We start from the raw sequence: 13264 nt of genomic DNA, 5'->3' as shown, positions 1-13264 counted from the left end.
CCTATTCCGCTGCTTCGCGATGCACCTCGATGCCGGCCAGATACTTTTCCGCTTCGAGCGCGGCCATGCAGCCCAGCCCCGCCGCTGTCACGGCCTGCCGATAGATATCGTCGGTCACGTCGCCAGCGGCGAACACGCCGGGCACGTCGGTGCGCGTCGAATCCGGCGCTGTCCACAGATAGCCGTTCGGCTTCTGCTTCAGCTTGCCCGCGAACAGCTCGACCGCGGGCGCATGGCCGATGGCCACGAAGACACCGTCGATCTTGAGGTGGCTCTCGGCTCCGGTCACGGCATGCCTGAGCTTCAGCCCTTCGACCGAAGGCGGCAGCGGTGCCTTGCCGGGGCGGCCGGTGATCTCATCGACGATCGTGTCCCAGATGACGCGGACATTGTCCTTTTTCAACAACCGTTCGCGCAGGATGCGTTCGGCACGGAAATCCGAGCGCCTGTGGATGACGGTGACGCTCTTGGCGAGGTTGGACAGATAGAGCGCCTCCTCCACCGCCGAATTGCCGCCGCCGACCACCGCGACATCCTTGCCGCGATAGAAGAAGCCGTCGCAAGTGGCGCAGGCGGAAACGCCGAAGCCCATGAAGTCCTGCTCGGTCGGAATGCCCAGCCACTTGGCTTGCGCGCCGGTGGCGATGATCAGCGCATCGGCCGTGTAGGTCGTGCCGGAATCGCCCTTGGCGCGGAACGGCCGCACGTTGAGGTCAACCTCGGTGATGATGTCGTTGATGATGTCGGTGCCGACATGCTCGGCCTGCTTGAGCATCTGCTCCATCAGCCACGGTCCCTGGATCGGATCGGCGAAGCCGGGGTAGTTCTCGACATCCGTGGTGATCATCAATTGGCCGCCCTGCTGCAGACCGGCGACCAGCATCGGCTTCAGCATGGCCCGCGCGGCATAGACCGCCGCCGTATAGCCGGCCGGACCGGAACCGATGATGAGAACGGGCGCGTGCTTGGTGGTCATTTGGAGCCTCTGCGGGGGCGGACAGCGAGTGTGCCTTGGAAAAAGACGTGGAGTATCGCTCTTAATGTAAGGGCTGCAAACCACGCCAGCAAGACGAACGGACCGTCGTCCCCGGAAAGCTTCGGCCCCTATGGACATTCGCGCGATGGCCGCTTTCGTTACCTGTCCACAATCGCGTCGACGAGGGCTGGCTTCGACGCAAAAGTCGTTTAATTACAAAATAGCGAAAGATTCTTGCGCCACACTGATCATCGAGAACCCTGATGCCCCTCAAGGCCGATCTTGACGCCATCGACTGGAAGATCCTGCGCGAGCTTCAGTCGGATGGGCGCATGACCAATGTCGAGCTCTCGAACCGCGTCGGCATTTCGGCACCGCCCTGCCTGCGCCGGGTCAAGCGGCTGGAAGAAGCCGGCATCATCCGCGGCTACCGCGCGCTGCTCAACGCCCCGGCGCTGGGCCTCGATGTCGTTGCCTTCTGCCTGGTCGGGCTGCATCACCAGGCCGATGCCGAACTGCGCATCTTCGCCGAGCGTACGCGCGGTTGGCCGGTCGTGCGCGATGCCTGGATGGTATCGGGCGAATCCGACTTTCTGCTGCATTGCGTGGCGAGCGACCTCGGCGCCTTCCAGACCTTCGTCATCGAGGAACTGACCTCGACGCCGAACGTCGACACGGTCCGCACCGCGCTCACCATCCGCCGCGTCAAGGATGAGGGCCTGGTGTCGTTCGAGCGATCCTGAGCCGGGCGAACGCCTGCGCGATGGCCGAATTCCCGACATTCGCCATACAGGTGCCGCGTTGGTATTCGAAAGACGCTGATGTACAAGGCTGGACGGCTCTGCCGGATTCGCCGCTCGACTGACGCTTCATTGGTTTCCCGAGCATTCCAGCATGTGTAACGGTTTTCCGCCCGGAATTGCTTGAGAACAGATGGCGCCAGCAGCGTATATTCCGGGAAGAATCCGCCATGGGAAGGGGACCATGACCCGTTTTGCAAGCCCGGTCTCGGCGCTGATCATCTGCGTGAACGAGGCCGATATGATCGGCCCGTGCCTGGAAAGCATCGATTTCTGTGCCGAGATCATCATCGTCGATTCCGGCTCGACGGACGGCACCGTCGAATGCGTTGAAAGTTATATCGCCAAGGGCTATCCGATAACGCTGCTGCACAATGACTGGCCGGGCTTCCCCCGCCAGCGGCAATTCGCGCTCGACCACGCCAACCAGCCTTGGTGCCTTTCGATCGACCCGGACGAGCGCGTCGACGACCGATTGCGGCAGTCGATCGTGGCCATCACCCAGGCGGCCGGCGGCAAGGCCAGCGGATGGTACATGCGCCGCCGCGACTGGCTGAAGGGCTACGGTTATGCCCATCGCTGGGTGCTGCACAACAGGCTGCTCAGGCTTTTCCGCAGGGAAGGCGCCAGCATGGATCTAACGGCACGGGTGCATGAATCCGTTCACGTGCCGGGCGAGACCGACACGATCGAAGAGGGTCTCTTGCTGCATCGCCGTGAAATATCGGTCGAGGAGGATCTTGCCCGAGCCAACACCTATTCCAGCCTCAAGGCGGTGACGCTGGTCGAGAGAGGCAAGAAGCCCGGCCTGGTGCGGCTGGTGCTGTCGCCGTTCGGCAACTTCCTCAAATTCTACCTGGCCAAGCGCTACTTCCTGTGCGGCCGGCACGGCTTCGTCTACTCGATGTCTGTGATGATCTATTCCTTCGCCACCGAAGCCAAGCTCTACGAAGCCTCGCAGCAAAACGACCAGGCGTAGGCCCTACGATCCGAGCGCGTCGATGGCGGCGAGCAGGCCGCCGAGATCGTGGTCGTCATGCAAGCGCCTGATGGCGAAGCCAGGCTGAAGCGCCGCCTCACCGTCGACCAGCCAGCCCTGTGCCAGCCCTGCGCGTTGGGCCGCCTGCATGTCGGCCAGCTTGTCGCCGACCATCAGGGAGCGCTGGAGGTCAAGATCAAGGCGCCTGCCCGCCTCGATCAGCATGCCCGGATTGGGCTTGCGCATCGGATGGTCCGTTATGGCGAGCGGCCCGACGCCCGCCTCGTGATAGGCGCAGGCCAGCACCATGTCGACGAACGCGCCCTGCCTGTCCAGCAAATGGAGCACGCGGTCGTTTACCGCGGCAAAGACGCCCCAGTCGAAATAGCCGCGCGCGATGCCGGACTGATTGGTGACCACGACCACCGGAATGCCGATCCGGTTGGCGGCGGCGATCGCCGGCAGCATCTGCGGCCTGAGTTCTATCTCGTCCGGGTCGCTGGGATAGTCGGTGTCGACATTGATGGTGCCGTCACGGTCCAGGAACAGCGCCGGCGAGCGTGCGGGAAAAACCCGCCCGCCGACCTGCTCCACCCACAAGCCCGGCTCGGCCAGCGGAAACGGCGCTGTCTCGTCAGCCATTCGACAGGCGCGCTTCGACCGCCTCGCACAGATAGTGATAGAGGCACAGATGCCCCTGCTGGATGATCGGCGTCGAGGTCGAGGGGACGTTGAGCAGGATGTCGGTGAGCGGCTTGAGCTTGCCGCCGGCATCGCCGGTCAGGCTGATCACCGTCATGTCCATCATGCGCGCCTGTTCGGCCGCGGCGAGAATGCTCGGCGAATTGCCGCTGGTCGAGATCGCCAAAAGCACGCCGCCCGCGGCGCCATGCGCTTCGACCTGGCGCGAAAACACCGTGTCGAAGCCGTAATCATTGCCCCAGGCGGTCAGCATCCCGGCGTTGGCCGGCAGCGCGATCACATTGTAGGCCTTGCGTTCCTTCAGGAAGCGGCCGACCAGTTCGGTGGCGATATGGATGGCGTCGCTGGCCGAGCCGCCATTGCCGCAGACCAGCAGGGCCTTTCCCTGGGAAAGCGCCGCCACGACAGCATTCACCGCACGGTCCATCTCGCCGGTCAGATCTCGCTCGACCGTGGCAGTGATGGCGGCCGCCGAGCGGACCAGATAGTCGTTCAATTCGGACATGAATTCCCTCAGTTGGTGGCGCCGCCGGCGCGCAGTTTGCCGATGGTGCCAGTGGTGCTCTTGCCGGCGACGAGATCGACCAGCACGACGCGCCCGCCCGCCTTTTGCACCACATCGGCGCCGACCACGGTGTCGATCGTGTAGTCCGCGCCCTTGACCAGTATGTCGGGCAGAAGCGCCTCGATCAGAGCCAGCGGCGTATCCTCATCGAAGACAATGACGGCATCGACCGAAGCGAGCGCGGCAAGCACGCAGGCGCGGTCATGCTGGTCGTTGACCGGGCGGCCCGGCCCTTTCAGCCGCCGCACCGAGGCATCGCTGTTGAGCCCGAGCACCAGCCGGTCGCACTGGCTGCGCGCTGCGTGCAGCAGGCTGACATGGCCGGCATGCAGGATATCGAAGCAGCCATTGGTGAAGCCGACGCTCAGGCCCTCCGCCTTCCATCCCGCCACCATGCGCGCGGCAGAAGTGGCGTCCAGGATAGCGTCCTTGTGCGCGGTCGGTCCGTGCGAGCGGAACAGCGCGCCGGTGAGTTCCTCGACGCTCAGCCGGGCGGTGCCGCGTTTTCCGACCACGACGCCGCCGGCGGCGTTGGCGATGGAGGCAGCGGCGACAGGATCGGCACCGGCGGCAAGTGCCAGCGCGAAGGTCGCGATCACCGTATCGCCGGCGCCCGAGACATCGAACACCTCGCGCGCCTGGGTGGCGATGTGGCTCGCCTCGTCGGGACCGACCACGCTCATGCCCTTCTCGCTGCGCGTGGCGACGACGAAGTCGAAGCCGTGCGCCGCAATCAGTTCCCGTGCCGCCGCAACGATCTCGTCATCGGCGAACACCGCATGGCCGACGGCCTCGCCAAGCTCCTTGCGGTTGGGGGTGACGGCGGTCGCCCCGGCGTAGCGCGCGTAGTCGCGGCCCTTCGGGTCGACCAGCACCGGCTTGCCCGCCTCGCGGCAGATGGCGATCAATTCGGCGGCGACGCCGTCCAGCAATATGCCCTTGCCGTAGTCGGACAGGATAACGATGTCGGCCTGCTGCAATGCGTTCCGGAAACGGCGGATCAGCTCCGCCCGTTCCGCTTCGCCGAGCGGCTTGATCTCTTCCTCGTCGAAACGCAGCACCTGCTGGTTGAGCGCGCTGAAGCGGCTCTTTGACGAGGTCATGCGGCCGCGATGCTGTGAAAGGCCCACTGTCTCGGCGCCAAGCTCGCCCAGCATCCGCACCAGACTGTCACCGGCGGGATCGGTGCCGATCACCGAGACCGGAATGGCGCGCGCGCCAAGCGAGACGATGTTGGCCACGACGTTGCCGGCGCCGCCCATGGCCGAGCTTACGCCACGCCCATGCAGCACCGGGATCGGCGCCTCCGGCGAGATCCGCTCGATGACGCCATTGACGAAGCGGTCGAGGATGATATCGCCGACCACCAGCACGGCGACGTCGCCGAAGCGCGCAATGGCGCGGTGCAGGGGCTCGGGTGAAGGTGGATTGTGCTTGATCATGTCATCTGCCACGCGCGGGAAACGCCGATCTCAGATAGGTCGAAACACCAGATTTGCGAGGCCGGCCGGTCATGCCTGCCGATATACCGCAATTGGGCACCAGCGCAACGCCGGGGCGGAGGCAAACCCGGACAGGTCAGGCCTTCTGCAAGGCGACGTGGACGCCCAGCCCGACCAGCACCGCGCCGCCGGCCTTCTGCATCAGCCGCTGCGCACGGCTCGAACGCCGCAGCCGGCCGATCACGAGACCGGCCAGGAACACGCACACGACATCTGCCGACGAGAACATCAGGTTGACGATGGTGCCCAGCACCACGAATTGCACCCAGACCGGCAACCCCGCCGAGGCATCGATGAACTGCGGCAGGAACGCCATGAAGAAGATCGCGGTCTTGGGATTGAGCACCTCGACGGTGATGCTCTCGAAAAACGCCCGGCGGGCCGATTTGCGGGTGATTGCCGGCAGCGCCACGTCGCCCTCCACGCGCTTGCGAAACAGCGAGATACCCAACCAGATCAGGTACAGCGCGCCGACCAGCTTGACGGCCATGTAGAGCGGCGGCACGGCGTGGAACAGCACTGACAAGCCGGCTGCGGCGGCAAAGACATGGACATAGCCGCCGAGATGAATGCCGAGTGCCGCCGTCAGCCCCGACCAGCGCCCCCGCGCCATCGTCTGCGCGGCGGCATAAAGCATGGCGGGGCCCGGAATGTAGGCGAAGATCGCCGTGGTGGCGAAAAACGCGATCAGCAGTTCGGTCGGCGGCATTTCTTGTCCCTCATGATCCTGCCCTGTCCGATTGCAGGCCTTTCAGTCAGCCCGTGGGATGGCTTTGGATCGGCCTGCGCGAACAGTTGCCATGAAAGCCGACATGACTTTTTTGTGGAATGACGGACTGAATGCGCCGATACGTGCACCCGGTTCGAAATAAGCCGACGATTCCAGAATATCGTGTACTCGTCGACTATGACCCAAAGCGGGATTGGGTCAAGGCCGGCGCGGCGCGTTCAATTTCCGGAACGCCAACTGCGACGCGATCACGGCCCGGCTGGGTGGAAGTGATTGCAAGGATGAAAAGGTTCGTGCCTCCGGCTTTCCGGGAAGAACGGCGACGAAGGCAACAGGCCTCGCCTTGCGGCCTTCGGTCTCGCCGTCTCCATCTTGGCGATGCCACAGATATGGATATCGCCAGACGTCCGCGGCCACTGGTTTAATCACGGTCCAATTCCGCGGCGTACTCCTCCAGCATCTCGACATGTTGCAGCGGTGCATCCTCGGCCGCGTAGACGCGACGGCTATCGTTGCCGAAGCGCGCTTCGTAGGCCTCGATGCTCATCAGGACGTATCTCGGCTTGTTGTGACGAGTGATGGAGACCGGCTGCTGGCTGGCAGCCGCGAGCACATCGCCGAGATTCTGTTTCAGATCAGTGGATGGATAGTGTTTCATTGGAACTCCGTTTGCCTACAATAGACAAAATGGACAAAACAGACAAGCCTGAGCGGCCGAGCCGCGAGCGGCCGCCTGCTTTGTCGACAGCCCGGCCAGCCTCCCTTATAAGGACCGGAATCGCACGCAACCAGAGGCCTTCATGATCATCGTCACGGGCGGCGCCGGCATGATCGGCTCCAACATCGTCGCCGCGCTCAATGCGGAAGGCCATGACGACATCCTGGTCGTCGACGACCTCACCGACGGCCACAAGATCGCCAACTTGGCCGACCTCGGCATCGCCGACTATCTCGACAAGGACGATTTCCTGTCGCGCATGGAGGCCGGCTCGCTTGGCCGTGTCGAGGCCGTCTTCCATCAGGGGGCCTGCTCGACCACCACCGAGTGGAACGGCAAGTTCATGATGGAGGTGAATTACGCCTATTCGAAACGGCTGCTGCATGCCTGCCAGGCGCTGCGCGTGCCCTTCCTCTACGCCTCCTCCGCTTCGGTCTATGGCGGCGGCGCCGAATTTCGCGAGGAGCCGGCGCTGGAGCGGCCGCTCAACGTCTATGCCTATTCCAAGAAACTCTTCGACGATTATGTCAGGCGCACGGTCTTCGACAGCGATCATTCGCAGGTCGCCGGCTTGCGCTACTTCAATGTCTATGGCCCGCGCGAGGCGCATAAAGGGGCCATGGCCTCGGTCGCCTTCCATCTGTTCAACCAGGTCGAGCGCGGCGAGAATCCAAAGCTGTTCGGCGCTTACGATGGCTTCGGGCCGGGCGAACAGAGCCGCGACTTCATCCATGTCGGCGATGTCGCCGACGTCAATTTGTGGCTGTGGAAGCGCGGCGCCAGCGGCATCTTCAACTGCGGCACCGGCCGCGCGCAGCCGTTCCGTGCGATCGCCGAAACGGTCATCGACACGCTGGGCAAGGGCGAGATCGAGTTCATCCCCTTCCCCGACCACCTCAAGGGCAGCTACCAGAGTTTTACCCAGGCTGATATGTCCCGCTTGCGCGCGGCCGGCTATAACGGGCAATTCCGCACTGTAGAAACCGGCGTCAGAGACTATGTCGAATGGCTGAAAGCCCAACGATCCTCGTGATCGGCCCACGCTGGGTGGGCGATATGGTGATGGCGCAGTGCCTGTTCTCGGCGCTGAAGGAACTCCATCCCGATGCCGCGATCGATGTGCTGGCGCCCGCCTGGGCGGCACCTCTGGTCAAGCGCATGCCCGAAATCCGACAGCAGATCGACTTTCCGCTGAAGCCGGGTGCGCTGGAATTCAGCCATCGCCGCCGTTTCGGCCGTCTGCTGCGCGGCCGCTACGACATGGCCTATGTCCTGCCGGGCAGCTGGAAGTCGGCGCTGATCCCGTTCTTTGCCCGCATCCCGCGCCGTTTTGGCCATCTGCGTGAAATGCGCTACGGCCTCTTGACCGACATCGTGCCGCTGCCCGATGCCGTGAAACGACGCACCGCGCAGGCCTATTTCGGCCTCGCCCAGGGTGGCAACTTCCGCGCGCCCCGGCTGACCGTGGACGTGAAAAACCAGGCCGCCCTGCTCGATCGTTTCGGCCTGGCGCCACGGAAATTCGTAGCCCTGATGCCCGGGGCCGAGTTCGGCCCGGCCAAGCGCTGGCCAAGCGAGAGCTATGCCGGCCTTGCCCGCGAATTCATGGCCAAGGGCCTGGAGGTCGCGCTGTTTGGTTCGAAGAACGACCGCGACGTTACGGCGGAGATCGCAGCCCTTGCCCCCGGCGTCGTCGACCTCGCCGGCCAGACGCGGCTGGAGGACGCCATCGACCTGATCGCGGCGGCAAGGCTCGCGGTCTCCAACGACAGCGGGCTGATGCATGTCGCGGCCGCCGTCGGTACATCCATCGTGGCCGTCTATGGCTCGACCTCGCCTGAAAACACGCCGCCGCTGGCGGAGCGTCGCGAACTGGTCTGGCTCGGCCTGTCCTGCTCGCCCTGCCACCGGAAAATCTGTCCGCTCGGTCATCTCAACTGTCTGAAGACATTGGAAGTCGCGCAGGTCGCCGCGGCAGCGGACCGCCTGCTGGAAGTGTCGGCCGCGGCATGAAGGTACTGATCGTCAAGACTTCGTCGATGGGCGATGTCATCCACACTTTTCCGGCACTTCAGGATGCCTGCCGCGCACGGCCCGATATCGCTTTCGACTGGTGCGTGGAGGAGGCGTTTGCCGGCATCCTCGCGCTGCATCCGGCTATCGGCACCATCCACACTGTGGCGATAAGGCGCTGGCGAAAGAACCTCTTCGACGCGAACACCTGGCGCGAGGCGGCGGCCTTGCGCCGAACCTTGCGCGAATGCCGCTACGACCTCGTCATCGATGCGCAAGGCCTGCTGAAGTCGGCCCTGGTGGCACGCCAGGCGCGCGCGCCGATCGCCGGCTTCGACCGGTCGAGCGTGCGCGAGCCCTCGGCGACGCTGTTCTATGATGTCACCTATGCGGTGCCGCGCGACCTGCACGCCATCGAGCGGACACGGCGGCTGTTCGGGCTGGCGCTCGGCTATCGGCCGGACCTTTTGACGCTCGACTCCGGCATCGTGGCGCCGACGGGCATGATCGCCGGCGTCGACGGCAGGACCGCGTTCCTGCTGCACGGCACCAGCCGCGAGGACAAGAAATGGCCGGTCGAGGACTGGATCGAAACCGCCCGCCTGCTGGTCGAGCGTGGCATGATTCCGGTCACAACCTGGTCGAACGAACGGGAGAAGGCGGTGGCCGAAGCGATCGCCAAGGCCGTGCCATCTAAGGTCGTGTTGCCAAAGTCGCCGCTGGCCGACATCGCCGCCATCCTCGGTCGCTCGACCCTCGTCATCGGCGCCGATACCGGGCTGACCCATCTCGCCAGCGCCTTCGGCCTGCCGACGGTCGCCGTGTTCCTGGCGACGGAGCCGGGTTTGACCGGACCGCGCGGGCCGTATGCGTCGACGCTGCTGGCGCCTGGTGGCAGGCGCGTGACGCCCTCGGACGTGATGGCGGAAGCGGAACGACTTCTAGAGCTTAGGCGGACAACTACCGGGAAAGACTGAATTTTCGATCGAACGATTGGCAGGGTCGGCGCTGCCCCTTATCTGCCTGCCGGCAGGGGCGGCGCCAACCTCGCGCGAATAGAACCTGTCAGCGCCCAGCCGACGCCCTCAGATGAACTGCACCTGGACGATCTCGTAACCCCTGGCGCCGCCCGGCGCATTCACCTCGATGGCGTCGCCGACTTCCTTGCCGATGAGCGCGCGCGCGATCGGCGAGGAGATCGAGATGCGGCCGGACTTCACGTCGGCTTCCTGGTCGCCGACGATCTGGTAGGTCTTCTTCTCCTCGGTGTCCTCGTCGACCAGCACCACGGTGGCGCCGAACTTGACCTTTTCGCCGCTAAGCTTGGTCACGTCGATCACCTCGGCGCGCGCGATATAATCCTCGAGCTCGTTGACGCGGCCTTCATTGAGGCTCTGCGCCTCTTTGGCGGCATGGTATTCGGCATTTTCGGACAGGTCGCCATGCGAGCGCGCCTCGGAGATCGCCTCGATGATGCGAGGCCGCTCTTCCTGCTGGCGCCAACGCAGTTCTTCCTTCAATGACGCGAACCCCTCGCCTGTCATCGGGACCTTGTTCATAGTGCCTGACCTTTCCTGCCGCCGCCCCCGCATTTCGGGGGAAGCCTTGTCGTTGGGGTACAAAAAGAAAACGGTCCGGCAGCCTCGGGCTAACGGAACCGTTTCACCGCAATTTCCCTGAATATAGCAATCTTTGCGGGCTTTTCACGCCCAAAAATCGGTTTTGTAAAAATCATCCCTTCTTTTGTAGCAGGGCTGGCCGTGGGACGGAGCCGAACAAAAACGGCCGCGATCGCTCGCGGCCGCTTTGAGAAATCATAAGGGCCCGATCAGCTCCTCATGAAATGGTCGATCTGCTCGGACAGCATGCCGTATTCGCGCGAACCCTTGCCGGTGCGTTTTTCGATTTCCATCAGCTGCTGCTGGGCGCCGGCCAGATCGCCGATCTGCAGATGCGCCTCGCCGAGATATTCGCGTACCAGCGTGTAATCGGGATCGATGCGCAGCGCTTCCTCGTAGTAGCCGAGCCCGACGGTGACGCGGCCGGAATGGCGGTGCGAGTAGCCGAGATAGTTGAGGATGCGCGGATCCTGTTTGTTGGCGGCGAGGCTGAGCACGGCGATCGCCTCGTCATAGCGGCCGGCCATCGCCAGCGCATGGCCCGCATCGTAGATGCTGTCGTCGTCCAGCATGCCTTCCTTCGGCGGTACGCATTTCTGCTTCTTCTTGTCCCAGACCTCGCCTTTCTTGCACTGGGTGACAGTCTGGTCGCTACCACCACTGCTGCCGGCGGCAAACGCCGGAACGGCAAGGAACTGCAGAGCGATAAGCGCGCTCGCCGCCTGGATCAGCACTCTTTTATGCATGGAAACCTCCTGAGGGTGTGACAATGCAACACTAACGCCGAGCGGTCCGCGTTTCATCCCGGAAAAAGATCGCCTGGAGAACATGAGGTGACGGATGCCGCAAATCCGGTATCATCCGGCAAACGACTGACGGAGAGGGCCCGTGCAGCGACGGCTGGAAAAGGACTGGGATCTCACGATCGGCCCCGATACCGTGCGGCTGTTCATCCTCAAGGCCAAGGCGCTGAGCGCGGCCGTCAACGAGGACTATGCTGACGGCGCCGAACACGAGGTCGAGTTCGACGGTGACACGCATGACAACCACCACCATGACGGCCTTGCCGAGGAGAGCTCGGAAAACCTCACCGGGGAAGAGCTGCGCGAGCTGATCAACGACCTCAATATCGACGAGGCCGCCGAGCTGATCGCGCTGGCCTGGGTCGGCCGCGGCGACTACGACCCCTCGGAATGGGCTGACGCCGTAACCGCGGCACGGGAGCGCGCCAACAAGCGCACGGCAAAATACCTGCTCGGCATGCCGCTGCTCGCCGACTGGCTGGAAGAGGGACTGGAAGCGATCGGCGCGTAACGCGGAGGTAACCGATTGTGATCGGGTCTAAGCGCCTGTCCAGGCAACTTCAGCCGACCGGTGCCGTTTTGTGGATGATGGCAAAGCTGAGCTTTTCTCGAGGGTACAGGATTGCATTGGCCTTGGCCGTCACGGCTCTGCTGGTCATGCCGGCCGACGCCAGACATCGTCACAAACACCATGGGCCGCTGAGCCCGCGCGTGGAGCAGCCGCTGACACAGCGGGCCGATCAGCCGCTGAAACCGCGCGGCAAGCGGCAGTCGAGAGCGCGAACCAGGCAGCATCTCGCGCCCAATCCGGCACCGCCGGCAACGCAGGATGCTCGGCCGTCTGCCGATGTTCCGGTGCCCGAGCCACGCCCGGTGGACACTCAGAAAGTGGACACCCCAAAGTCGCAAGATCAGAACGCTGAAAATCCAAAGAGCGGCGCGGCGCCCAACCCGCCCAAGGACCCCGATCTACCCAGCGACGAAGAGTCCCGTCAAAAAAGCCCGAAACCACCGGAACCACCAGAAACCGAACGCGAGCCGGAGCCGCCTGCCGTGGCGCCGACGCCGACGCCAAAGCCCGCCACCACGACGCCCGAATCTCAACCGCCGGCCGTCGCCCCGCAGCCAACGCCAAAGCCGGCGGAAGCAGGTGACGAGGAGAAGATGCTGCCCGATCCACGCTCGGCCGATCTTCCCGCCGACAAGATGCCGGCTGAGGAAGTCGCCTGCCGCGAGCGCCTGAAGACACTCGGGGTCGAATTCGAGGAGCACAAGGCCGAAAGCAACCCCGAAATCGGCTGCTCGATCCCCTACCCCATCGTGCTGAAGTCGCTTGGCAAATCGATCGCGATTGCTCCGGGCACCGAGCTCAACTGCCCGATGGCCGAGGCGGCGGCGCGTTTTGCCGCCGACGTCATCCAGCCGGCGGCTAAAGCCGAATTCGGCGCTGACCTGAAATCGATCGGCCAGGCGTCGGCCTTCGTCTGCCGGCCGCGCAATGGCACACGCAAACTGTCGGAACATGCTTTCGGCAACGCGCTCGACACTGCCAGCTTTACGCTGTCCGATGGCAGGACGATCGAGGTCGGGCCGGCGCCGCCGGAAAAAGACGGCAAATTCCTCGACGCCGTGCGCAAGGCCGCCTGCGGCCCGTTCAAGACCGTGCTCGGCCCAGGCGCCGACGCCGACCACGCGCTGCACTTCCATCTCGACCTTGAGCCCCGGCGGCATGGCGGCACGTTCTGCCAATAAACGCGGTTGACGCAGGATCGCCGCCGCAATTCCGCCGCAGGCATGAACGCGGACGCTGAGTTTTCCTTTACCCTTGATCGTTAAAATGCCGGATATCCAGAAGTA

The 13264-nt window shown here is 64.1% G+C and carries 15 protein-coding genes; 7 read left to right on the top strand and 8 right to left on the bottom strand.

Annotation, left to right across the window (positions count from 1 at the left end; genetic code table 11):
- Position 1: 1 nt before the first annotated feature.
- Positions 2-976, bottom strand: coding sequence for a thioredoxin-disulfide reductase (gene trxB, locus FJ527_RS12755; protein ID WP_127873462.1), 975 nt, complete (start codon positions 974-976; stop codon positions 2-4).
- A gap of 263 nt (positions 977-1239) precedes the next feature.
- On the opposite strand from trxB, the gene FJ527_RS12750 reads away from it, so the two are divergent.
- Both FJ527_RS12750 and FJ527_RS12745 read left to right on the top strand, forming a co-directional pair.
- A complete protein-coding gene (locus FJ527_RS12750) occupies positions 1240-1719 on the top strand; it encodes an Lrp/AsnC family transcriptional regulator (protein ID WP_015316163.1) in 480 nt (159 codons plus the stop codon).
- A gap of 241 nt (positions 1720-1960) precedes the next feature.
- Entirely contained in the window at positions 1961-2755 is a 795-nt protein-coding gene (locus FJ527_RS12745) for a glycosyltransferase family 2 protein (RefSeq protein ID WP_140823250.1), read from the top strand.
- 3 nt (positions 2756-2758) lie between these two features.
- On the opposite strand, the gene gmhB is transcribed toward FJ527_RS12745, so the two are convergent.
- The 5 genes from gmhB to FJ527_RS12715 all read right to left on the bottom strand — a co-directional run bounded on the left by gmhB (position 2759) and on the right by FJ527_RS12715 (position 6912).
- Positions 2759-3397 (bottom strand): D-glycero-beta-D-manno-heptose 1,7-bisphosphate 7-phosphatase, encoded by a 639-nt coding sequence (gmhB, locus tag FJ527_RS12740; RefSeq protein ID WP_140713698.1) that lies wholly within the window; start codon positions 3395-3397, stop codon positions 2759-2761.
- Positions 3390-3962: an SIS domain-containing protein gene (locus FJ527_RS12735; protein ID WP_140823249.1), complete on the bottom strand. Its 573-nt coding sequence runs from the start codon at positions 3960-3962 to the stop codon at positions 3390-3392. Before FJ527_RS12735 ends, gmhB begins: the two co-directional genes overlap by 8 nt.
- Before the next feature lie 8 nt (positions 3963-3970).
- Positions 3971-5464, bottom strand: a complete 1494-nt coding sequence (gene rfaE1, locus FJ527_RS12730) for a D-glycero-beta-D-manno-heptose-7-phosphate kinase (protein WP_140823248.1) — start codon at positions 5462-5464, stop codon at positions 3971-3973.
- Positions 5465-5600: 136 nt separating this feature from the next.
- Positions 5601-6233 carry a LysE family translocator gene (locus FJ527_RS12725; RefSeq protein WP_140823247.1) on the bottom strand — a complete coding sequence of 211 codons (633 nt, stop codon included), beginning with the start codon at positions 6231-6233 and terminating at the stop codon, positions 5601-5603.
- A gap of 442 nt (positions 6234-6675) precedes the next feature.
- Positions 6676-6912 (bottom strand): type II toxin-antitoxin system Phd/YefM family antitoxin, encoded by a 237-nt coding sequence (locus FJ527_RS12715; RefSeq protein ID WP_015316156.1) that lies wholly within the window; start codon positions 6910-6912, stop codon positions 6676-6678.
- Positions 6913-7054: 142 nt separating this feature from the next.
- On the opposite strand from FJ527_RS12715, the gene rfaD reads away from it, so the two are divergent.
- The 3 genes from rfaD to waaC are packed head-to-tail and all read left to right on the top strand — an operon-like array spanning position 7055 to position 9962.
- Positions 7055-8005: an ADP-glyceromanno-heptose 6-epimerase gene (gene rfaD, locus FJ527_RS12710; protein ID WP_140823246.1), complete on the top strand. Its 951-nt coding sequence runs from the start codon at positions 7055-7057 to the stop codon at positions 8003-8005.
- Positions 7978-8985, top strand: coding sequence for a lipopolysaccharide heptosyltransferase II (gene waaF, locus FJ527_RS12705; protein WP_140721798.1), 1008 nt, complete (start codon positions 7978-7980; stop codon positions 8983-8985). Before rfaD ends, waaF begins: the two co-directional genes overlap by 28 nt.
- The gene (gene waaC / locus FJ527_RS12700; protein WP_140823245.1) at positions 8982-9962 is read left to right on the top strand and encodes a lipopolysaccharide heptosyltransferase I; all 981 of its coding nucleotides are present in this window, start codon (positions 8982-8984) and stop codon (positions 9960-9962) included. The genes waaF and waaC overlap by 4 nt, the downstream gene beginning before the upstream one ends.
- A 108-nt stretch (positions 9963-10070) precedes the next feature.
- Here the strand turns inward: waaC and greA are convergent, their stop codons facing one another.
- The gene (greA, locus tag FJ527_RS12695; protein ID WP_023767588.1) at positions 10071-10544 is read right to left on the bottom strand and encodes a transcription elongation factor GreA; all 474 of its coding nucleotides are present in this window, start codon (positions 10542-10544) and stop codon (positions 10071-10073) included.
- 269 nt (positions 10545-10813) lie between these two features.
- Positions 10814-11350, bottom strand: a complete 537-nt coding sequence (locus FJ527_RS12690; RefSeq protein ID WP_140823244.1) for a tetratricopeptide repeat protein — start codon at positions 11348-11350, stop codon at positions 10814-10816.
- 142 nt (positions 11351-11492) lie between these two features.
- Between FJ527_RS12690 and FJ527_RS12685 the strand changes: the two genes are divergently transcribed.
- Both FJ527_RS12685 and FJ527_RS12680 read left to right on the top strand, forming a co-directional pair.
- Positions 11493-11918, top strand: coding sequence for a DUF3775 domain-containing protein (locus tag FJ527_RS12685; protein ID WP_140823243.1), 426 nt, complete (start codon positions 11493-11495; stop codon positions 11916-11918).
- Between the two features lie 200 nt (positions 11919-12118).
- On the top strand, positions 12119-13159 hold the full coding sequence (locus FJ527_RS12680; RefSeq protein WP_181166346.1) for an extensin family protein: 1041 nt from the start codon (positions 12119-12121) through the stop codon (positions 13157-13159).
- The last annotated feature ends 105 nt before the right edge of the window (positions 13160-13264 follow it).

Source organism: Mesorhizobium sp. B2-4-18, from assembly GCF_006441385.1.
Classification (GTDB): Bacteria; Pseudomonadota; Alphaproteobacteria; order Rhizobiales; family Rhizobiaceae; genus Mesorhizobium; species Mesorhizobium australicum.
This window is presented reverse-complemented; position numbering and strand designations above follow the sequence as displayed.

Excerpts from the sequence above, each read along its gene's own strand:
- trxB (WP_127873462.1), bottom strand. The coding sequence starts at position 976 with ATGACCACCAAGCACGCGCCCGTTCTCATCATCGGTTCCGGTCCGGCC.
- FJ527_RS12750 (WP_015316163.1), top strand. The coding sequence starts at position 1,240 with ATGCCCCTCAAGGCCGATCTTGACGCCATCGACTGGAAGATCCTGCGC.
- FJ527_RS12745 (WP_140823250.1), top strand. The coding sequence starts at position 1,961 with ATGACCCGTTTTGCAAGCCCGGTCTCGGCGCTGATCATCTGCGTGAAC.
- gmhB (WP_140713698.1), bottom strand. The coding sequence starts at position 3,397 with ATGGCTGACGAGACAGCGCCGTTTCCGCTGGCCGAGCCGGGCTTGTGG.
- FJ527_RS12735 (WP_140823249.1), bottom strand. The coding sequence starts at position 3,962 with ATGTCCGAATTGAACGACTATCTGGTCCGCTCGGCGGCCGCCATCACT.
- rfaE1 (WP_140823248.1), bottom strand. The coding sequence starts at position 5,464 with ATGATCAAGCACAATCCACCTTCACCCGAGCCCCTGCACCGCGCCATT.
- FJ527_RS12725 (WP_140823247.1), bottom strand. The coding sequence starts at position 6,233 with ATGCCGCCGACCGAACTGCTGATCGCGTTTTTCGCCACCACGGCGATC.
- FJ527_RS12715 (WP_015316156.1), bottom strand. The coding sequence starts at position 6,912 with ATGAAACACTATCCATCCACTGATCTGAAACAGAATCTCGGCGATGTG.
- rfaD (WP_140823246.1), top strand. The coding sequence starts at position 7,055 with ATGATCATCGTCACGGGCGGCGCCGGCATGATCGGCTCCAACATCGTC.
- waaF (WP_140721798.1), top strand. The coding sequence starts at position 7,978 with ATGGCTGAAAGCCCAACGATCCTCGTGATCGGCCCACGCTGGGTGGGC.
- waaC (WP_140823245.1), top strand. The coding sequence starts at position 8,982 with ATGAAGGTACTGATCGTCAAGACTTCGTCGATGGGCGATGTCATCCAC.
- greA (WP_023767588.1), bottom strand. The coding sequence starts at position 10,544 with ATGAACAAGGTCCCGATGACAGGCGAGGGGTTCGCGTCATTGAAGGAA.
- FJ527_RS12690 (WP_140823244.1), bottom strand. The coding sequence starts at position 11,350 with ATGCATAAAAGAGTGCTGATCCAGGCGGCGAGCGCGCTTATCGCTCTG.